At 72.4% G+C, this 18,267-nt stretch carries 20 protein-coding genes and 1 riboswitch; of the genes, 7 read left to right on the top strand and 13 right to left on the bottom strand.

Features of this window, described 5'->3' with window-relative positions; translation table 11 throughout:
• Positions 1 to 63 precede the first annotated feature (63 nt).
• Positions 64 to 168, top strand: a riboswitch (TPP riboswitch).
• Between the two features lie 73 nt (positions 169 to 241).
• From AB0N27_RS00465 to gndA, 5 genes are all read left to right on the top strand, one after another.
• A complete protein-coding gene (locus tag AB0N27_RS00465; RefSeq protein WP_139587406.1) occupies positions 242 to 829 on the top strand; it encodes an ECF transporter S component in 588 nt (195 codons plus the stop codon).
• Positions 830 to 965: 136 nt separating this feature from the next.
• Positions 966 to 2,396 carry an ABC transporter ATP-binding protein gene (locus AB0N27_RS00460; RefSeq protein ID WP_364362293.1) on the top strand — a complete coding sequence of 477 codons (1,431 nt, stop codon included), beginning with the start codon at positions 966 to 968 and terminating at the stop codon, positions 2,394 to 2,396.
• Complete coding sequence (locus AB0N27_RS00455) at positions 2,393 to 3,193, top strand: energy-coupling factor transporter transmembrane component T (protein ID WP_364362292.1); 801 nt, start codon at positions 2,393 to 2,395, stop codon at positions 3,191 to 3,193. Before AB0N27_RS00460 ends, AB0N27_RS00455 begins: the two co-directional genes overlap by 4 nt.
• A gap of 900 nt (positions 3,194 to 4,093) precedes the next feature.
• Positions 4,094 to 4,390, top strand: coding sequence for an MTH1187 family thiamine-binding protein (locus AB0N27_RS00450; RefSeq protein ID WP_364362291.1), 297 nt, complete (start codon positions 4,094 to 4,096; stop codon positions 4,388 to 4,390).
• A gap of 121 nt (positions 4,391 to 4,511) precedes the next feature.
• Positions 4,512 to 5,954 carry an NADP-dependent phosphogluconate dehydrogenase gene (gene gndA / locus AB0N27_RS00445; protein WP_364362290.1) on the top strand — a complete coding sequence of 481 codons (1,443 nt, stop codon included), beginning with the start codon at positions 4,512 to 4,514 and terminating at the stop codon, positions 5,952 to 5,954.
• A gap of 111 nt (positions 5,955 to 6,065) precedes the next feature.
• Here gndA and AB0N27_RS00440 read toward each other — a convergent pair whose 3' ends face one another.
• From AB0N27_RS00440 to recO, 5 genes are all read right to left on the bottom strand, one after another.
• Positions 6,066 to 6,827 (bottom strand): pirin family protein, encoded by a 762-nt coding sequence (locus AB0N27_RS00440; RefSeq protein WP_364362289.1) that lies wholly within the window; start codon positions 6,825 to 6,827, stop codon positions 6,066 to 6,068.
• A complete protein-coding gene (locus tag AB0N27_RS00435) occupies positions 6,824 to 7,051 on the bottom strand; it encodes a thioredoxin reductase (protein WP_364362288.1) in 228 nt (75 codons plus the stop codon). The genes AB0N27_RS00440 and AB0N27_RS00435 overlap by 4 nt, the downstream gene beginning before the upstream one ends.
• Before the next feature lie 147 nt (positions 7,052 to 7,198).
• Positions 7,199 to 7,384, bottom strand: a complete 186-nt coding sequence (locus AB0N27_RS00430) for a hypothetical protein (protein WP_334630275.1) — start codon at positions 7,382 to 7,384, stop codon at positions 7,199 to 7,201.
• A gap of 64 nt (positions 7,385 to 7,448) precedes the next feature.
• A complete protein-coding gene (locus AB0N27_RS00425) occupies positions 7,449 to 8,261 on the bottom strand; it encodes an isoprenyl transferase (RefSeq protein WP_364365910.1) in 813 nt (270 codons plus the stop codon).
• Positions 8,261 to 9,136: a DNA repair protein RecO gene (gene recO / locus AB0N27_RS00420; protein WP_364362287.1), complete on the bottom strand. Its 876-nt coding sequence runs from the start codon at positions 9,134 to 9,136 to the stop codon at positions 8,261 to 8,263. Before recO ends, AB0N27_RS00425 begins: the two co-directional genes overlap by 1 nt.
• A gap of 102 nt (positions 9,137 to 9,238) precedes the next feature.
• On the opposite strand from recO, the gene AB0N27_RS00415 reads away from it, so the two are divergent.
• Entirely contained in the window at positions 9,239 to 10,045 is an 807-nt protein-coding gene (locus AB0N27_RS00415; protein WP_364362286.1) for a DUF4097 family beta strand repeat-containing protein, read from the top strand.
• Here AB0N27_RS00415 and AB0N27_RS00410 read toward each other — a convergent pair.
• The 8 genes from AB0N27_RS00410 to AB0N27_RS00375 all read right to left on the bottom strand — a co-directional run bounded on the left by AB0N27_RS00410 (position 10,032) and on the right by AB0N27_RS00375 (position 17,452).
• The gene (locus AB0N27_RS00410; RefSeq protein ID WP_364362285.1) at positions 10,032 to 11,204 is read right to left on the bottom strand and encodes an acyltransferase; all 1,173 of its coding nucleotides are present in this window, start codon (positions 11,202 to 11,204) and stop codon (positions 10,032 to 10,034) included. The two genes, AB0N27_RS00415 and AB0N27_RS00410, sit on opposite strands and share 14 nt — an antisense overlap.
• A gap of 166 nt (positions 11,205 to 11,370) precedes the next feature.
• Complete coding sequence (era, locus tag AB0N27_RS00405; RefSeq protein WP_364365907.1) at positions 11,371 to 12,267, bottom strand: GTPase Era; 897 nt, start codon at positions 12,265 to 12,267, stop codon at positions 11,371 to 11,373.
• Positions 12,268 to 12,272: 5 nt separating this feature from the next.
• A complete protein-coding gene (locus AB0N27_RS00400; RefSeq protein ID WP_364362284.1) occupies positions 12,273 to 12,656 on the bottom strand; it encodes a cytidine deaminase in 384 nt (127 codons plus the stop codon).
• Positions 12,649 to 14,064, bottom strand: coding sequence for a hemolysin family protein (locus tag AB0N27_RS00395; RefSeq protein ID WP_364365904.1), 1,416 nt, complete (start codon positions 14,062 to 14,064; stop codon positions 12,649 to 12,651). Before AB0N27_RS00395 ends, AB0N27_RS00400 begins: the two co-directional genes overlap by 8 nt.
• On the bottom strand, positions 14,040 to 14,513 hold the full coding sequence (gene ybeY / locus AB0N27_RS00390; protein ID WP_364362283.1) for an rRNA maturation RNase YbeY: 474 nt from the start codon (positions 14,511 to 14,513) through the stop codon (positions 14,040 to 14,042). Before ybeY ends, AB0N27_RS00395 begins: the two co-directional genes overlap by 25 nt.
• Positions 14,514 to 14,528: 15 nt before the next feature.
• A complete protein-coding gene (locus AB0N27_RS00385; RefSeq protein WP_364362282.1) occupies positions 14,529 to 15,587 on the bottom strand; it encodes a PhoH family protein in 1,059 nt (352 codons plus the stop codon).
• Positions 15,588 to 15,719: 132 nt separating this feature from the next.
• Positions 15,720 to 17,096, bottom strand: a complete 1,377-nt coding sequence (locus AB0N27_RS00380) for a serine hydrolase domain-containing protein (RefSeq protein ID WP_364362281.1) — start codon at positions 17,094 to 17,096, stop codon at positions 15,720 to 15,722.
• Positions 17,093 to 17,452, bottom strand: coding sequence for a histidine triad nucleotide-binding protein (locus AB0N27_RS00375; RefSeq protein WP_364362280.1), 360 nt, complete (start codon positions 17,450 to 17,452; stop codon positions 17,093 to 17,095). Before AB0N27_RS00375 ends, AB0N27_RS00380 begins: the two co-directional genes overlap by 4 nt.
• Positions 17,453 to 17,495: 43 nt before the next feature.
• Here AB0N27_RS00375 and AB0N27_RS00370 point away from each other — a divergent pair, with 43 nt between their 5' ends.
• On the top strand, positions 17,496 to 18,257 hold the full coding sequence (locus AB0N27_RS00370) for an SDR family oxidoreductase (RefSeq protein ID WP_364362279.1): 762 nt from the start codon (positions 17,496 to 17,498) through the stop codon (positions 18,255 to 18,257).
• Positions 18,258 to 18,267: the final 10 nt, after the last annotated feature.

The following is an 18,267-nucleotide window of genomic DNA, read 5'->3' as shown; positions in this document are numbered from 1 at the left end:
CGTCGGGTGGACGCCCTGCTGGGCCGGCACCCCTTGTCGGTGCTAGCGTCAGCGAGACAACTTCATATCCGACAGGGGAGCGCACAGCGCTGAGAGTGCGGGTACGCCCGCAGACCCTCGAACCTGATCTGGGTAATGCCAGCGCAGGGAGTTCGGTCGACCTCCAGCCGCGCCGCCGTCCGGTGCCACCGGACGCGGCGTGCGTCTTGCCTGGTTCTCTTTCGTGAACTGGGAGCACAGCATGGACAACACCACAAACCGTTGGCGGACCATCGACATCGTGGTCGCCTCGGTGATCGCGGTGGCCTTCGGCGTCATCTTCTGGGCCTGGGGCCTGGTCTGGAGCGCCACCGAGGGGGCGTTCGCCTTCTTCCCGCCGGCGCAGACCCTGCTCTACGGAGTCTGGCTGATGCCGGCAGTCATCGGCGGCCTGGTCATCCGCAAGCCCGGCGCCGCGCTCTACTGCGAGACCGTGGCGGCGGTCCTCTCCGCGCTGCTGGGCAGCCAGTGGGCGGGCACGGTGATCCCGCAGGGCATCGTGCAGGGCATCGGCGCCGAGTTGGCGTTCGCCGCCTTCCGGTACCGGTCGTTCCGCCTGCCGACAGCCGTGCTGGCCGGCGCGCTCACCGGCCTGAGCGCCGCGCTGTTCGACTTCTTCGTCTGGAACGTCGACTACGCGCTCGGCGACTACCGCATCCCGTACGCGCTGCTGACCATCGTCAGCGCCACAGTGATCGCGGGCGCCGGCGGCTGGCTGCTCACCCGCGCCCTGGCCAACACCGGCGCCCTGGACCGCTTCCCGGTAGCCCAGGAACGAGCCCTCATCTGAAACGCCCGCACAGGGCGGCGCCCGCACAGGGCCACGCGCCCGCGCGGGTTGATCAAGAGGTTCGCGTCACCGCAGCGCCGCTTTCTGACGCGAACCTCTTGATCACCGGGTGAAGGACGGGATGGGGGTGGGGTCGGTGGGCGGGGTACTGCTGCGCGGGTTCGGGTGGCGGCACGCGGGGCGGCGTGCCTGGGCCCTGCGCGGCGTCGACCTGCGGGTCGAGGACGGCGAACGACTCCTGCTGCTCGGGCCCTCCGGAGCCGGCAAGAGCACGCTGCTCAGTGCGCTGGCCGGGCTGCTGCCCGACGATTCCGGCGAGCAGGAGGGCACCGTCGAAATCGACGGACTCGACCCCCGCAAGGCTCGGGAACGCGTAGGCATCGTCTTCCAGGACCCGGAGACGCAACTGGTGATGGCCCGCAGCGGCGACGACGTGGCGTTCGGGCTGGAGAACCGGGGCGTACCCACCGACGAGATCTGGCCCCGCGTCGACGAGGCGCTGCGCCGGGTCGGGTTCCCGTACCGCAGGGACCGCAACACGGCAGCGCTCTCCGGCGGTGAACAGCAACGCCTGGCCCTGGCCGGCGCGCTGGCCCTGCGGCCCGGCCTGCTGCTGCTCGACGAGCCGACAGCCAACCTCGACCCGGCCGGCGCCACACTGGTCCGGCAGGCGGTGGCCGGCGCGTTGGACGCCGACACCACGCTGATCCTCGTCGAGCACCGGGTCGCCGAGGCGTTGCCGCTTGTCGACCGGGTGGTAGTCCTGGAACCCGGCGGCGGGGTCCGCGCCGACGGGCCCCCGGAGGCGGTCTTCGCCACGCACGGCGCCGCCCTCGCCGCCGAGGGCGTCTGGGTGCCCGGTCACCCCGTCACACCCCGGCCTGCCGCCACCGGCCCCGGCGAGGTGCTGCTCACCGCCGAACGGCTCGGCCTGCCACCCCGGCTGGGCCCCACCGACCTGGTGGTACGCGCCGGCGAGGCGCTCGCCGTGCGGGGGCCGAACGGCGCCGGCAAGTCGACGTTGGCCCTGCTGCTCGGCGGGCTGCTGAAGCCGGGCACCGGCCGGGTCACCGCGTCCGGCGAGCTGGCCGGATCGGATCACCGCACTCCCCCGCACCGCTGGCGCGCGCCCGCGCTGGCCCGGCGGATCGGGTCGGTCTTCCAAGACCCGGAGCACCAGTTCGTGACAGGCAGCGTCTTCGACGAGCTGGCCCTCGGCCCGCGCCGCACCGGCCAGCCCGAGACAGCCGTCAAGGACATCGTCACCGAACTGCTGGACCGGCTGCGGCTGGCGCGGCTCGCGGCGGCCAACCCGTACACCCTCTCCGGTGGGGAGGCGCGGCGGCTCAGCGTCGCGACGGCCCTGGCCACCGCGCCCCGCCTGCTGATCTGCGACGAACCGACCTTCGGTCAGGACCGGCGGACCTGGCAGGAGCTGGTGGATCTCTTCGCCGACCTGCGCGACGCCGGGCACGGCGTGGTCACCGTCACCCACGACGCGGATTTCGTCACGGCGCTCGCCGACCGCACGGTCACACTTCACCCCACCCCGGACGACCACCGATGATCAGCATCGAGCCGGTGGCCGCACCCGACGCTCCCCTGGCCCGCCGCAACCCGGTGGCGAAGGTGGCCGCCGCGCTGATCTTCTCGTTCATCCTGCTGGCCACCCTGGACCCGGTGGCCCCCGCCATCGCCATCGCGTGCGAACTCGCCCTGCTACCGCTGTTCGGCATCCGCTACCGGGTGCTGGCCCGGCGGGCCCTGCCGCTGCTGCTCAGCGCCGCAGGCATCCTGGTCACCCTGGTGCTGTTCGCCGCCGACAGGTCCGGCCGGGTCCTGCTGGACGCGGGACCGGTGCTGGTGAGCACCGGCGTCCTGCTCACCGCGCTCGGGCTGGTGCTGCGGGTGTTCGCGGTGGCCCTGCCCGGCGTGATCGTCTTCGCCACCACGGACCCCACCGACCTGGCCGACGCGCTGATCCAGAACGCGAAGGCGCCGGCACGGTTCGCCATCGGGGCCCTTGCCGCCTTCCGGCTGGTGCCGCTGCTCGGTCAGGAATGGCAGATGATCAGCATGGCCCGTCGGGCGCGGGGTGTCGACGCCGGACGCAACCCGGTGGCGAAGCTGCGGCTGTTCACCTCCACCGCGTTCGCGCTGCTGGTCGGGGCGATCCGTCGCGGCACGCGGCTCGCGGTGGCGATGGACGCGCGGGGCTTCGACGCCGGCACACCACGAACGGTCGCCCGCCGCCAGCCGTTCACCCGCGCCGACGTCCTCCTGATCGCCGGGTCGGTCGCCCTGGCCGGCGCGGCCCTCACCACGAGCATCCTCACCGGCGCCTTCCGGCCCCTGATCGGCTGAGTCGTCGCTTTCCTGCGGCGCGCGCCGACCGGCGTCTTCCCGCGCCTCACCGCCCCGCCACGCCGGGATGATCCGCACCGCGTCGAGGATGGTGCTGCTTCGCTGGGCGGTGAGGCTGCACCATCCTCATGGTGCAGCCTCACCGCCCGCACCACCGGAACAGCGCGGCCGGGTGGGTGCGGGGTCGGCCAGCTGCGCCGGAAGGCGTACCGGCGGCTCTGGCCAGCCTGTCGGCCACGCCCGTCGGTCGAGCGCGTCCCGCCACCCTGCGGCGGTCCGGCCGTCGGTGCCTTCGGTCGCCCGGCCGCCTTCGGCAGGTCTGCCACCACCGGCGCGTCGACCACTGCCGGCACGTCGACCGGCGGCGCCAGCTCACGCGGCACCGCTGCCGGCAAAGCCGACCGGTTCAGCACCGCCGGCAGCGGCGGCTCGACCAGCACCGGTTCACCCAACGCTGCCGGAAGTGCCGGCTCGACCAGGAGCGCCGGCTCGACCGCGAGATCCACGTCGGGGCGGGTTGGTAGGAGCGCGTCATGGCCGGCCGCCGGGTCCGTGCCGGCGGGCGTCGGTGTGGCGGTACGGGACCTCTTCGGTTTGCGCTTCGCGGGCATCCGGGCCTCCTTCGGTGCCGACCGTCACTGCCGGTCCCGCGCTCCGGGGCCGGTCGGCTCGACTGGTGACCGTCGCGGCGCGACAGTCAAATCGGGAAGGGACTGCTCACCGGGATCGACAGCGCCAGCACCGCCGCACGGCGGGTGGAGAACGCGGGACGCCCGGGAGCGCACGGACCGCGACGCGGGGCGGCGGGCCGGCTCGGAGAGTGGGGCGTCAGTTGCGCATGCCCGTACGGTAACCACCGCCCGGCGGGACGCGCACCCGATTTACTGGCACGATCGGCACATGCTTATCGCGTTCTCGATCACCCCGCTGGGCGGGGACGACTCCGTGGGCGACCTGGTCGCCGAGGCGGTGCGGGTGGTCCGGGAGTCCGGCCTGCCCAACCGGACCGACGCCATGTTCACCACTGTCGAGGGCGAGTGGGACGAGGTGATGGCGGTGGTGAAGCGGGCGGTCGACGTGGTGGCAGCGCAGGCGCCCCGGGTGAGTGTGGTGCTCAAGGCCGACGTCCGGCCCGGGGTCACCGATGCGCTCACCGGGAAGGTCGCACGGATCGAAGCCCGCCTCGCCGAGGGCTGACCGGCGCCACTGTCGGCAGCGCGGCGGCCACCGGGCGTATCGCAATGTGGATCACCGGTACGTACTGGCGCGTACCGCGATAGGTTCAGGTCAATAGCAGCGGTGAAAGGTGGCGGCACGGATGGCTGAGCAGGCGACGGCGCAGATCGGTGTGACCGGGTTGGCGGTGATGGGCCGCAATCTGGCCCGCAACCTGGCCCGCAACGGCTTCACGGTGGCGGTGCACAACCGGTCACCGGAGCGCACCCGCAGCCTCGTCGCCGAGCACGGCGACGAGGGCACGTTCGTGCCCGGCGAGACGATGGCGGACTTCGTGGCGTCGCTGGAACGGCCACGCGCGGTGATCGTCATGGTCAAGGCCGGCGCGCCCACCGACGCGGTGATCGACGAACTGGTGCCGCTGCTGGATGAGGGCGACATCATCGTCGACTGTGGCAACGCCCACTTCGCCGACACGCGTCGCCGTGAGGAGTCGCTGCGCGTGCAGGGCCTGCACTTCAGCGGCACCGGCGTCTCCGGCGGCGAGGAGGGCGCGCTGCGCGGGCCGAGCATCATGCCGGGCGGCTCCGACGAGTCGTACGCCAAGCTCGGGCCGATGTTCGAGAAGATCGCCGCGCAGGTGGACGGCGTGCCGTGCTGCACCCACGTCGGGCCGGACGGCGCCGGGCACTTCGTCAAGATGGTGCACAACGGCATCGAGTACGCCGACATGCAGCTCATCGCCGAGGCGTACGACCTGCTGCGGGCCGGCCTGGACGCGACACCGGCCGAGATCGCGGAGATCTTCCGGGACTGGAACAACGGCGAGCTGGAGTCGTTCCTCATCGAGATCACCGCCGACGTGCTCGCGCACACCGACGCGGCGACCGGCCGGGCGTTCGTGGACATCGTGCAGGACCGGGCCGAGCAGAAGGGCACCGGCAGGTGGACCGTGCAGAGCGCTCTGGACCTGGGCATCCCGATCACCGGGATCGCCGAGGCGACCTTCGCCCGCTCGCTGTCCGGGCACGTCGACCAGCGCGAGGCGGCACGCCGGGCGTTCCCGGACGCCGGTGAGAAGTGGCAGGTCGCCGACCGGGACGCGTTCGTCGAGGATGTCCGCCGGGCGCTGCTCGCCTCCAAGATCGTCGCGTACGCGCAGGGCTTCGACCACATCCGCGCCGGCAGCCAGGAGTACGACTGGGACATCGACCTCGGCGGCACGGCGACGATCTGGCGGGGCGGCTGCATCATCCGCGCCCGCTTCCTGAACCGCATCCGCGAGGCGTACGACGAGCAGCCGGACCTGCCGACGCTGCTTGTGGCGCCGTACTTCGCCGAGGCGGTCGGCGCGGGCGTGCCGAGCTGGCGGCGGGTCGTCGCCGACGCGGCGCGGGCCGGGGTGCCGACGCCCGCGTTCTCGTCGTCGCTCGCGTACTTCGACGCGCTGCGCGCGGAGCGGCTGCCCGCCGCGCTGATCCAGGGTCTGCGGGACAACTTCGGCGCGCACACCTACCAGCGGGTCGACCGCGAGGGTTCGTTCCACACCACCTGGGCCGGCGACCGCACCGAATCCCCCGCCTGAGCAAGGGGGCGCACGGCAGGGCCGTGCTCGATCACGCTTGTGGGTGGCCTTTCCGACGACGGGAGGCCACCCACATCCACGTTCGAGCGTGATCGCCGGAGACGACGGGCGTCAGGCGACTGTGGCGTGCATCTCCCAGACGAGGATCTCGGCCGGCTCGTCGGCGGTGACCCGCCGGCCGCCGGTCATGGTGAGTCGGGCCGCGTCGCCGGTGCCGAGCGGGCCGACGCCCTCCAGGTTCACCGTCCCGTCGGGCACGTAGAGGTGCACGAAGGGCGCGTCGGGGATGGTGACCTCGTCGCCGGGGGCGAGCCGGGCGGCGTGCAGGGTCGCGTACCGGTTGCGGATCCGGATGGCGGACGCGCCGTCGTAACGCTCCATGCCGGAGGCGATCGGCACCAGGCCGCCGCGGAGCAGCTCGTCCTCGATCTCCAACTGCTCGTACCCGGGGTCGACGCCCTCCTCGTCGGGGAGCACCCACATCTGCACGAAGTGCACCGGGTCGCTGTGCGGCTCCTGGTTGTTGAGTCGCCAGGCGTCGTTCTTCTCCGAGTGCAGGATGCCGGTGCCGGCGCTCATCCGCTGCGCCAGCCCCGGGTAGATCACCCCCGAGTGGCCCGTGGAGTCCTGGTGCACGAGCGAGCCCCGCAGCACCCAGGTCACGATCTCCATGTCCTGGTGCGGGTGGGTCTCGAAGCCGGCACCCGGCCGGACCACGTCGTCGTTGTTGACAAGCAGCAGCCCGTGGTGGGTGTTCGCCGGGTCGTAGTGCCTGGAGAACGAGAAGGAGTGCTTGGAGTCCAGCCACGAGATCCGGGTGGCGAACCGGTCGTCGGCGCGGCGTACGTCGACCGCCGGAGCGGGGGCGGTCACCAGGCACGCTGCCCGGCGTCGGGGGTGGACGGCGCCCAGGTCAGCGCCGGCTCGCCGGTGGCCAGCTCGGCGATCTCACCGGTCCGCAGCGCAGGCGTGTGGCCGAACTCGGCGCAGTGCTGCTCGGCGATCTCGGCGCAGATGTCGGCCACCTGCTCGCAGAGGGGGTCGCCCAGATCGGCGGCGTTCAACGCCATGATCATCTTGTACCGGAGATCCCGCACACCCACCCCCACCACCGAGTCCCACCACCTCCGGACCCTACCCGCCGCCCCTCACCCACCACCCGCGAACAACTGAGACGCCGGCGCGGACCCGGACAGCGAAAGACGCCGCCCGCACGGATGCGGGCGGCGTCGGAGAATCGGGGATCACCAGAATCGGCGGCGCTTGGCCTTCTGCGGACGGATCAGGTCCGCACCTTTGGTGAGCAGCCGGGTCGCCCCGGAGGGACCACGCCGGGCCTCCAGGGTGTGGCTGAGCCTGCGGGCTCCGGCGGCGGCCAGCGGCACCGCGACCGCCATCACCGCCCACTGGGCAATGCGCTTCTGGATCATGTGGGTTCACCTCCGTCAGTGGCTTCTGACGTCTCTGGTACCCAGCGTGACCGGTTGGTAAGCCTCAGACCGTCGGCGCGACCGGGTTGGGCAGCGCGCCACCGAACCGCCTGTCGCGCTGGGCGTACAGCTCGCACGCGTACCACAGGTGACGGCGGTCGAAGTCGGGCCAGAGCGTGTCGAGGAAGACCAGCTCGGCGTACGCGGTCTGCCAGAGCAGGAAGTTGGAGATCCGCTCCTCCCCCGACGGGCGCAGGAACAGGTCCACCTCCGGGATCTCCGGGTGGTAGAGGTACTTCGCCACCGTCTTCTCGGTGACCTTCGCCGGGTCGAGCCGACCGGCAGCGACATCGCGGGCGATCGCGGCGGCGGCGTCGCCGATCTCCGCCTGACCGCCGTAGTTGACGCAGAACTGGAGCGTGAGCGTCGAGTTGCCCTGGGACATCTCCTCGGCGGTCTGCAACTCGGAGATGACGCTCTTCCACAGACGGCCGGGCCGGCCCGACCAGACCACCCGGACGCCGAGATCGACCAGCTGGTCGCGGCGGCGGCGGATGACGTCCCGGTTGAAGCCCATCAGGAACCGGACCTCGTCCGGTGAGCGCCGCCAGTTCTCGGTGGAGAACGCGTACGCCGACAGGTAGGGGATGCCCATCTCGATGGCGCCTTCGATGGTGTCGAAGAGGCTGTGCTCCCCCGCCTCGTGACCCTTGGTGCGGGGCAGCCCGCGGTCCTTGGCCCACCGCCCGTTGCCGTCCATCACCACTGCCACGTGCCGCGGCACCGCCTCGCTGGGCAGCGCCGGCGGCCGGGCGCCGGACGGGTGAGGTGTCGGCGGTGTCGGCTCACGCCGGCCGGCCCTGGTGGATCGTCGGATCACTCGGCTCTCTCCCTGCTCGCACCGTCCGCTCCGGCCTCGACGTCGCCGCGTGGCCGGAGCATCGCAGCCCCACCGCCGCCGGGCGGCGGGGCCGTGCCGGCGGCCGGGGAACCCCGGTCGACCAGCGGCAGCGAGCGTAGCGCGCGCTCCAGGTGCCACTGCAGGTGAGCCGCGACGAGCCCACTGCACTCCCGGCGTACGCCGGTGTCGGTGGCGTCGGCGACCACCCAGTCGCCGGTGGTCAGCGCGGACATCAGGTCGATGGTGGCCGGGGCGGGGTGGGCCGCGCCGGGCGGGCGGCAGTCCGGGCAGACGGCGCCGCCGGCCGGTACGGAGAACGCCCGGTGCCGGCCGGGGGTGCCGCAGACCGCGCACGCGACAAGCGCCGGCGCCCAGCCGGCGAGGGCCATTCCGCGCAGCAGGTACGCGTCGAGCACAAGTGTGGTGTCGTGTTCGCCACGGGACAGTGCCTTCAACGCGCCGACGGTGAGCTGGAACAGCCGCAGCGACGGCTCCCGCTCGACGGGGGTGAGCCGCTCGGCGGTCTCGGCTATCGCGCTGGCCGCCGTGTAGCGGGGGTAGTCGCCGAGGAACCGCTTGCCGTACAGGTCGATGCCCTCGACCTGGCTGACCGTGTGCAGCGAGCTGCCGTGGTTGCCCTTCGGGTCGCCGGCGAGCTGGAGGTCGACGTGGCCGAACGGCTCCAACCGCGCCCCGAACTTGCTCGTGGTGCGGCGGATCCCGCGGGCCACCGCGCGCAGCCGGCCGTGCCGGCGGGTGAGCAGTGTGATGATCCGGTCGGACTCGCCGAGTTTCTGCACACGCAGCACCACCGCGTCGTCGCGGTAGAGCTGTCGGCGATACCCGGCCATCGGGCCATTCTCCCTCGGGGTGTGAAATCAGGGTCGCTTCGGGGTGGACGCGCGGAAGAACCCCGATGCGCCCGGCTCGTGCCCGGCCGTAGCGTGCTGGCCATGGCACTGCTCGACACCACCGCAGCCGTCCGCCGTCGCGTCACGGCCCCCGTCGCGCTGGGGATGACCGCCACCCTCATCCTGCTCGCCGGGTGCGACAACCTCTCGTTCCGCCGGCTCGACTACGACGACACCGAGGCGGTGAAGATCACCACGATCCGGATGCTGGGGGGCTCCGGCGACATGGTGGTCCGGGGCACCGGCCCGGCGGGCGAGGCGCGGATCAAACGGGTGGTGCGCTACCAGGGGGGTGAGCCCAAGGCCCGGTACGAGATCAAGGGCAGCGAACTCGTCCTGGACAGCGACTGCGGCAACAGGTGCACCGTCTCCTACGAGGTGACCGTGCCGGAGGGCGTGACCGTGCAGGGCGAGTCCGGTTCCGGTGACGTCGACCTGAGCAAGATCGGCAAGGTCGACCTCCGGCTGGGTTCGGGGGACGTGCGGATCGTCGGCGCCACGGGACCGGTAGGGGTGGAGACCGGCTCCGGCAACATCGAGGTCAGCGAGGCCAGCGCGGCGGTGCGCCTGCGCGCCGGTTCCGGTGACATCACGGCCCGGCGGCTCGGTGGCGCGACGGACGCCGAGGCCGGCTCCGGCAACGTCACTGTCGAACTGGACACGCCGGCGGCGGCACGCGCGCACGCGTCAAGCGGCGACGTGACGCTGCTGGTGCCGCAGGGCAGCTACCGGGTGCGTTCCAGCACCGGCTCCGGCGACGCCCGGGTCACCGTCGCCGACGATCCGGCCGCGTCCCTGGTGCTCGACGGGTCGGCCGGCAGCGGCAACGTCACCATCAGCCAGCGTTGAGGTCGACGGTGGCCGCCTCCCCGGCCACCCGCTGCGCCGGCACGACGGCCGTCCCACCGGCCGGAACGACGCCCGGTCCACCGGCCGGAACGGGCGGCGGCGCACCGGACCGGGCAGCCGGCCCGGCACCAGGCCGGACAGCCGACGGGGTAGGCGCGGGCGGGGCGCCCGGGAGCAGTTCCGGTGGCCGCCGGGCGGCGACATCCTCGACCCAGCCGACGGCCAGGGTGACGACCCCCACCAGCGCGAAGACAAGCACCACCCGGATGGCCAGCCCCAGAAGGTTCTGGTGGGACCAGCCGACCACGTCGACGAGCGGGGTGAGCGCCACCACGAACGGCATGTGCCAGAGGTAGACGGTCAACGCGCGGCGGTTGAGCACGGTGACCGCGCGGTCCGCCAGCCGGCTGCGCTCCAGCCACGGGATCCCCGCCGGCGCCCGGCCGAGCACGACCAGGATGAAAGCCGCGGACCAGAGAGCGTTGCCGAGGTGGTTGTCGTTGAGGTCGTACCCGCGTGGGCCGGGATGCGCGACGATCCACGCGCCGCCTGTCACCGCGAGCGCCAGCGCCAACGGGTACAGCACCCGGCCGGCGAGCCGGCGCAGCATCCCGGCGTGGTGGGCGAACCCGAGCAGCCACGCGCCGAAGTACAGGCCGAACTCCCGCAGCACCGGCGGGGGCGCCTGATAGATCCCCACCTCGATGGCCACCAGCAGGAGGTACGGGGCGAGCACCGTGGGCAGCGGCGCCCTGCGGAACAGCCAGAACGCCACAGGCGAGGCGAGCACGAACCACAGGTAGTCGCGCAGGTACCAGATGATGCTCAGCGCCAGGGCGCCCCAGTTGTTGGCAGGCGGGTCCGCGATCGGGAACAGCCACAGCAGCAGGCGAGGGCTGGCGGTCAGCCCGCTGAACAGCATGGCCGGGACGAAGACCGCCGCCAGCACCCACAGTGACGGCAGCAGCCGGCGCAACCGGCGACCGACCGCCGCCGTCCCGGACCGGGTGAGCGACGCGGCCATCAACGAGCCGGCAAGCGCGAACATCACCGACATGGCGGGGAACACGAGGGTGAGGGTCGCCCACCCGGTGACGTGGTAGACGACTACTCGGACGATGGCCAGAAAGCGGAGCAGATCGAGATACCTGTTGCGCATCAGCCTGCATCTGGGTCGGGGAAGCGGGGGTGTACCTCCCCTACCCTGCGCGGCACCGACGCCAAACGGCGGGCACCCCGACCAGACGTGAATCCGGCCATCGGTACGACCGAAAAGGATCATGGAAGGCCCGACCGGGACGCCCCGGCCGGGCCCACGAGATGGGTCAGAAGCCCAGCTTGCGCAGTTGCTTCGGGTCGCGCTGCCAGTCCTTCGCCACCCGCACGTGCAGGTCCAGGTAGACCCGGGTGCCCAGCAGCTCCTCGATCTGGCGGCGGGCGGTGGTGCCGACCTCCTTGAGCCGGCTCGCCTTGTGGCCGAGCACGATCGCCTTCTGGCTGGGCCGTTCCACGTACAGGTCGGCGTAGATCTTCATGACCTTGCCCTCGGGCATCATCTCCTCGACCACCACAGCGATCGAGTGCGGCAGCTCGTCGCGGACACCCTCCAGCGCGGCCTCCCGGATCAGCTCCGCGACCAGCACCTGCTCCGGGTCGTCGGTGAGCATGTCGTCCGGGTAGAGCTGCGGCGACGGCGGCAGGTACCTGGTCATCACGTCGACGAGCGTGTCCACCTGGTGCCCGGAGACAGCGCTCACCGGCACGATCTCGGCGAACTCCCCCATCTCGCTGACCGCGAGCAACTGCTCGGCCAGCCGGCGCTTGTCCACCAGGTCGGTCTTAGTGACCACGGCCAGCACTGTCGCCTTCAACTCGGCCAGCTCGCCGGAGATGAACCGGTCACCGCGCCCGACCGGCTCGTCTGCCGGGATGCAGAGGCCGATCACGTCGACCTCGGTCCAGGTCGAGCGGACCAGGTCGTTGAGGCGCTCGCCGAGCAGCGTACGGGGACGGTGCAGGCCAGGCGTGTCGACCAGGACCAGCTGCGAGTCCGGACGGTGCAGCACGGCACGGATGACGTGCCTGGTGGTCTGCGGCTTGTTCGACGTGATCGCGATCTTGGTGCCGACGATGGCGTTGGTGAGCGTGGACTTGCCGGCGTTGGGACGCCCGACGAAGCAACCGAACCCGGCCCGGTACGCAGGCGCCTGCGGATCCCGCACCGCGCTCACTCGGTCACCGTGCCGAGGACCGTGCCGTCCGGCGCGGCCACGTGGATCGGCGCGTCCGCGGCGAGGTCACGGACCGCCGCGTGCCCGGCGCCGTCGAGCGTCGACGCCTCGGTCACCACGACCGCCGCCTCCAGCCGGCTCGCCCCCGCCGCCACCGCCGAGGCCACCGCCAACTGCAACGCGGTGAGGGTCAGCGAGGGCAGGGCGACACTGGCCGCCGCGTACGTCCGGCCGTCCTGGTCCCGGACGGCGGCCCCCTCCACGGCGGCGACCCGCCCGCGGGCTCCCCGGGCCAGGACCACCAGCTTGGCGTCCTCGGCGCTCAGCGGGGCCGGCGCGGTGGCTGTGGGCTGCGCGGGCGCGGCGGGTGTGTCAGGCATCGGCGGGTTGCCTCTCCTCGTCTCGGTTGTGACCCTGGTCGTCTCCGGGGCCGGTGTGCCCAGCGGTGTCCTGCTCGTCGCCCGGCTCGGCCCGGCTGACCAGGACGGTGTCGATCCGGTTGCGCCGGCCGGTGGTGCCCTCGGCGACCAGTCGGAGACCGGCGACCTCGGCCTCGGCGCCGGGGATCGGCACCCGCCCGAGCGACTGGGCGAGCAGACCGCCGACCGTCTCCACCTCGTCGGTGGGCAGGTCGGTGTCGAACAGCTCGCCCAGGTTCTCCACCGGCAGGCGGGCGGTGACCCGCACCGACGAGTCGGGCAGGCGTTCGACAGGCGGGCGTTCGACATCGTACTCGTCGGTGATCTCGCCGACGATCTCCTCCAGGATGTCCTCGATGGTGACGAGGCCGCCGGTGCCGCCGTACTCGTCGACGACGATGACCAGGTGGTTGCGGGCGGCCTGCATCTCCGACAGGAGGTCGTCCACCGGCTTGGACTCCGGTACGAATGTCGCCGGGCGCATCAGCTCGGCCACCGGCAACTGCTCGGCCTGCGGATCACCGCCGCGCGAGCGCCGGATCAGGTCCTTGAGGTAGAGCACGCCCAGCACGTCGTCGACGCTCTCGCCGATCACCGGGATGCGGGAGAAGCCGGACCGCAGGAAGAGCGCCAGCGCCTGCGCGAGCGTCTTGCCCTCCTCGATCCACACCATCTCCGTACGCGGCACCATCACCTCACGGGCGATGGTGTCACCGAGCGCGAAGACCGAGTGGATCATCTGGCGTTCGCCGTGCTCGACCACGCCGCGCTGCTCGGCCAGGTCGACCAGCTCCCGCAGCTCGACCTGGGTGGCGAACGGGCCCTCCCGGAAGCCACGGCCCGGGGTGACCGCGTTGCCGATGAGGATCAGCAGCGACGCGAGGGGGTTGAGCGCCCGGCCCAGCCAGCGGACCAGCGGCGCCACCGCCCGACCGACCGCGTACGCGTGCTGCCGGCCGATGGTGCGCGGGGCGACCCCGACCACCACGAAGCTGACCACTGTCATGGCGCCGGCGGTGACGAGCGCGGCCCGCCAGCCTGCGCCGAAGCTGTCCACCGCGACGAGCGCCACGAGCGTGGTGGCTGTCAGTTCGGCGAGCAGCCGCAACAGCAGGAGCAGGTTGAGGTGCCGGACCACGTCCCCGGCCACGGTCTGGAGTGTGCGGGCGCCGCGTACGCCGTCCCGGGCCAGCTCGGCGGCCCGGGCCGGGGAGACGGCGGCGAGCGCCGCCTCGGTCATCGCGATCACTCCGGCCAACACGACCAGACCGGCCGCGAAGACGATCAGCTGCACATCGGGAAGGCCGGCGGTGGGGCCGGCCGCGAGTAACGGAGGAGTGGACATCACTGGGTGCGGGTCGACCGCCAGCTCGACAGCAGCCGGGCCTGGAGCGCGAACATCTCCCGCTCCTCCTCCGGCTCCGCGTGGTCGTAGCCGAGCAGGTGCAGCACCCCGTGCACGGTGAGCAGGTGCAGCTCGTCCGCAGGGGTGTGCCCGGCGGTGGCCGCCTGCTTGGCCGCCACCTCGGGGCACAGCACGATGTCGCCGAGCAGCGCCGGCTCCCCACCGGCCGGGGCGCTCTCGCCCGGGCCGTGGTCGACGCTGCCCTCGTCCATGGGGAACGCGAGCACGTCGGTCGGGCCGTCGCCACCCATCCAACGGTGGTTCAGCTCGGTCATGTAGTCGATGTCGACAAGCAGCACGGACAGCTCGGCGAGGGGGTTGACCCCCATCTCGTCGAGTGCGTGCCGGGCGACGGCGAGCACGGCGTCGGTGTCGACGTCGACACCGGACTCGTTGGCGATCTCGATGGACAACTGCTTTCCTCTGCTTTAGCGGCGGCGGCCGGCCCGGCCGCCCTGGGCGGGTCGCCCGGGCACGGCATGGACGCCCTGCGCCTGCTGGTTCTCCCGCTCGGCGTCCCAGCGGGCGTACGCGTCGACGATCTCCCCGACGAGCCGGTGGCGGACCACGTCGGAGCTGGACAGCTGAGCGAAGTGCACGTCCTCGACGTTCTCCAGGATCTCGCGGACGACCCGCAGACCGCTTGTCGTCCCGCCGGGAAGGTCCACCTGGGTGACGTCACCGGTAACGACGATCTTGGAGTTGAAGCCGAGCCGGGTGAGGAACATCTTCATCTGCTCGGGTGTCGTGTTCTGCGCCTCGTCCAGGATGATGAACGCGTCGGAGAGCGTACGGCCCCGCATGTAGGCCAGCGGGGCGACCTCGATCGTCCCCTGGGCCATCAGCTTCGGAATCGTCTCCGGGTCCAGCATCTCGTGCAGCGCGTCGTAGAGCGGACGCAGGTACGGGTCGATCTTCTCGTTCAGGGTGCCCGGCAGGAAGCCCAGTCGCTCGCCGGCCTCGACGGCCGGCCGGGTCAGGATGATCCGGTTGACCTGCTTGGCCTGCAACGCCTGGACGGCCTTCGCCATCGCCAGGTACGTCTTGCCGGTACCGGCCGGGCCGATGCCGAAGACGATGGTGTTCGAGTCGATCGCGTCGACGTACCGCTTCTGCCCGAGGGTCTTGGGGCGGATGGTGCGCCCGCGTCGGGAGAGGATGTTGAGCGTCAGGACCTCGGCGGGCCGCTCGGCGCTGCCCTGCTCGAGCATGCCGACGGTACGCCGGACGGCGTCAGTGGTCAGGGTCTCGCCTTTCTCGATGAGTTCGAGCAGCTCACTGAAGACCCGCTCGGCGAGGGCGTTGTCCGCCGGGGCGCCGGTGATAGTGATCTCGTTGCCACGAACGTGCACGTCACTGGTGACCGAGCGTTCGACGAGTCGCAGGATCTCGTCACCCGCGCCGAGGAGGTTGACCATGATCTTCGAGTCGGGCACGGTGATCCTGGTCTGCACCCGGGGCGGGCCGGGAGGTGGGGTGCCGGTCATAGGTCGGGCCGAAGGGCCCTGCGCCACCTGCTCTCGATCTCGGCGCCGGCCCTGCTGGCACGGCGTGCGGACGTTCCACCCATCGTATCGGTTCAACGCGTGCCGCATCGCGCCCATTTCCGCTGGCCGCGATCAACTCCCGGCCCGGAAGTCATAGCTGTCGAACGTCTCCTGGTGGCGGGTGAAACGGTACGTCGCCCAGTGCATCCGGATCACCGTGCCGGCGTCGTCGCGGGTGAGCCGCAGCAGCTCGCCTACCTCCCGGCCGGAGACCGTGCGGTACACGTCGGGGCGGTCCGGCAGCGGGGCGAAGATCGCCGGGGGACGCCCGGCCGGGTCCCGTTCCGCTCGCGCCCGGAGGGTGCCGTCGTGCCAGGAGAAGACGTACTCGGAGCCCTCTCCCCACCAGCGCCCGAGCAGGCCCCGCAGGGCGGCCGGAGCCGGGGCGCCGGGGCGCCACGGTTCGATCTCGGCCGGGTCGTTCTCGACCGCCTCGGTCAGCAGCCGGTGCGGCAGCTCGAACAGCTCCGCCGCCGTACCGGAGGAGCCGAGCACAGCGGCGCCCATCGCGCCCGCGGTGCCGTCGCCGCCCCGCCGGCCGTACACGCCGGCGAGGAAACCGGGCATCGCCCCGTCGTGCCCCACGTGCATCACCCGCTCGCCCTGCGGGATGAGGATCAGCCCGAGCCCGAAGCCCGCTCCCCAGAGCGTCTCGTCGGTGGTGGTCACCGGCCAACGCATCTCGTCGAGGGTGCCCGGGGCGAGCACCGCGCCGGTCGGGTCCAGTGCCGCCGGGTCGGCCAGGAAGGCGGCCCAGCGGGCCATGTCCGTCGCCGTGCTCCACAGCTGGGCGGCCGGGCCGACCGCGCCGAAGTCGGTGGGCGGCTCCGGGTGCGCCTCGTCGGAGTACGCGTCGACCAGATAGCCGGTGGCCGCGCCCGGCCCGGGGGCGACAGTGGTGTCGGCGAGCCCCAGCGGCGTCAGGACCCGCTCGTCGAGCACCTGCGCCCAGGTGCCGCCGCGCAGCCGGGCCACCAGTTGCCCGAGCACGGCCAGGCCGAGGTTGGAGTAGTGGAACCGGCGGCCCGTCGGCAGCACCCGCTCGGCCCGGTCCAGCTCCGCCACCAGCCGGGCGTCGTCCGGCGCGGTCAGGGAGTCCCACACGTCCCCGAACGGCTCGCGTTGCAGGCCGGCGGTGTGCGACAGCAGGCGGCGCACGGTCAGCTCGCCGTGCGCCGGCAGGTCCAGGTGCCGGCCCACCGGGTCGTCCAGGTCCAGCAGACCGTCGTCGCGGCACTGGAGGGTGAGCACCGCGGTGAAGGTCTTGGTGACCGAGCCGATCCGGAACTGGGTGTCGGGCCCCAGCGGACTGTCGGTGCCGGTGTCGCCGACGGTGCAGCTCCACAAGGGCCGGTCGGCCCGGTGCAGAGCCGCCGACACGGCGGGCACCCGGGCGTCGGCCTGCACCCGGCGGACCATCCGGTCCAACGGGTCGGGGCCGGCCGTCACGCCAGGTCCCGGGCGAGCATCGGACCGAGCGGCGCCCCACCGAGCAGGTGCGCGTGCACGTGGAAAACCTCCTGCCCGCCGTACGTCCCGGTGTTGAACATCAACCGGAAACCGTCCCCGAGCAGCCCCTCGTCGTCCGCGACGACGGCGGCCGTGGCCAGCACCTCACCTGCCAGTCCCGGGTCGCCCTGGGCGAGGGTGGCGACGTCGGCGTAGTGCTCCTTCGGAATGACCAGGATGTGCACCGGGGCCTTCGGGGAGACGTCGCGGAAGGCGAGGGTGGTGGCGGTCTCCCGGACCACGGTGGCCGGGATCTCCCCGGCGACGATGCGGCAGAACAGGCAGTCGGATCCCATCCGGGCAGTGTAAGGAGGAAACGGCTACGGCAGGATGGCCGGCATGACGGATCGGGCGGTACTCGTGACCGGAGCTTCGCGCGGCATCGGCCGGGCGGTGGCGGAGGCGTTCGCGGCCGGCGGGGACCGGGTGGCGATCCACCACCGCGACTCCGCCGACGCGGCCGAGCAGGTCCGCGCCCACCTGCCCGGCACTGGGCACGTCGTGGTCCGCGCGGACCTCACCGACCCGGACGCGGTCCGGGTGATGGTCGACCGGGCGGCCGAACTGCTCGGCGGGCTCGACGTGCTTGTCAACAACGCCGGGATGTACGGCGACCGGGACGACCCGCACCCGATCTTCGGCGCCACCTACGAGGAGTGGCAGCGGCGCTGGCGGCAGGTGCTGGAGACCAACCTGACCGGCGCCGGCAACGTCACCTGGTGCGCCGCGCAGCACATGCGCGGGCGCGGCGGTCGGATCGTCAACGTCTCGTCCCGGGGCGCGTTCCGGGGCGAGCCCGAGCAGCCGGCGTACGGGGCCAGCAAGGCGGGACTGAACGCGTTGGGCCAGTCCCTCGCCGTGGCACTCGCGCCGTACGGCATCGCGGTGGCCACCGTCGCGCCGGGCTTCGTGGCGACCGACATGGTCACCGAGCATCTGCGCGGCGAGCAGGGCGCGGCGATCCGGGCGCAGAGCCCGTTCGACAGGGTGGCCCGGCCGGAGGAGATCGCCGCCGCCGTGCACTGGCTGGCCTCGCCGCAGGCCGAGTGGGCCTCGGGCACCATCGTCGACCTCAACGGCGCCTCCTACCTGCGGAGTTGACCGGAATCAC

Source organism: Micromonospora sp. NPDC093244 (assembly GCF_040683695.1).
In the GTDB taxonomy this organism is placed as follows: domain Bacteria; phylum Actinomycetota; class Actinomycetes; order Mycobacteriales; family Micromonosporaceae; genus Micromonospora.
Note: the sequence above shows the minus strand (reverse complement) of the source record. Positions and strands in the feature narration are given on the sequence as shown.

Bases quoted from the DNA above. Each gene is read 5' to 3' on its own strand.
- AB0N27_RS00465 (WP_139587406.1), top strand. From the start codon at position 242: ATGGACAACACCACAAACCGTTGGCGGACCATCGACATCGTGGTCGCC.
- AB0N27_RS00455 (WP_364362292.1), top strand. From the start codon at position 2,393: ATGATCAGCATCGAGCCGGTGGCCGCACCCGACGCTCCCCTGGCCCGC.
- AB0N27_RS00450 (WP_364362291.1), top strand. From the start codon at position 4,094: ATGCTTATCGCGTTCTCGATCACCCCGCTGGGCGGGGACGACTCCGTG.
- gndA (WP_364362290.1), top strand. From the start codon at position 4,512: ATGGCTGAGCAGGCGACGGCGCAGATCGGTGTGACCGGGTTGGCGGTG.
- AB0N27_RS00430 (WP_334630275.1), bottom strand. From the start codon at position 7,384: ATGATCCAGAAGCGCATTGCCCAGTGGGCGGTGATGGCGGTCGCGGTG.
- recO (WP_364362287.1), bottom strand. From the start codon at position 9,136: ATGGCCGGGTATCGCCGACAGCTCTACCGCGACGACGCGGTGGTGCTG.
- AB0N27_RS00415 (WP_364362286.1), top strand. From the start codon at position 9,239: ATGGCACTGCTCGACACCACCGCAGCCGTCCGCCGTCGCGTCACGGCC.
- AB0N27_RS00410 (WP_364362285.1), bottom strand. From the start codon at position 11,204: ATGCGCAACAGGTATCTCGATCTGCTCCGCTTTCTGGCCATCGTCCGA.
- AB0N27_RS00400 (WP_364362284.1), bottom strand. From the start codon at position 12,656: ATGCCTGACACACCCGCCGCGCCCGCGCAGCCCACAGCCACCGCGCCG.
- AB0N27_RS00385 (WP_364362282.1), bottom strand. From the start codon at position 15,587: ATGACCGGCACCCCACCTCCCGGCCCGCCCCGGGTGCAGACCAGGATC.
- AB0N27_RS00375 (WP_364362280.1), bottom strand. From the start codon at position 17,452: ATGGGATCCGACTGCCTGTTCTGCCGCATCGTCGCCGGGGAGATCCCG.
- AB0N27_RS00370 (WP_364362279.1), top strand. From the start codon at position 17,496: ATGACGGATCGGGCGGTACTCGTGACCGGAGCTTCGCGCGGCATCGGC.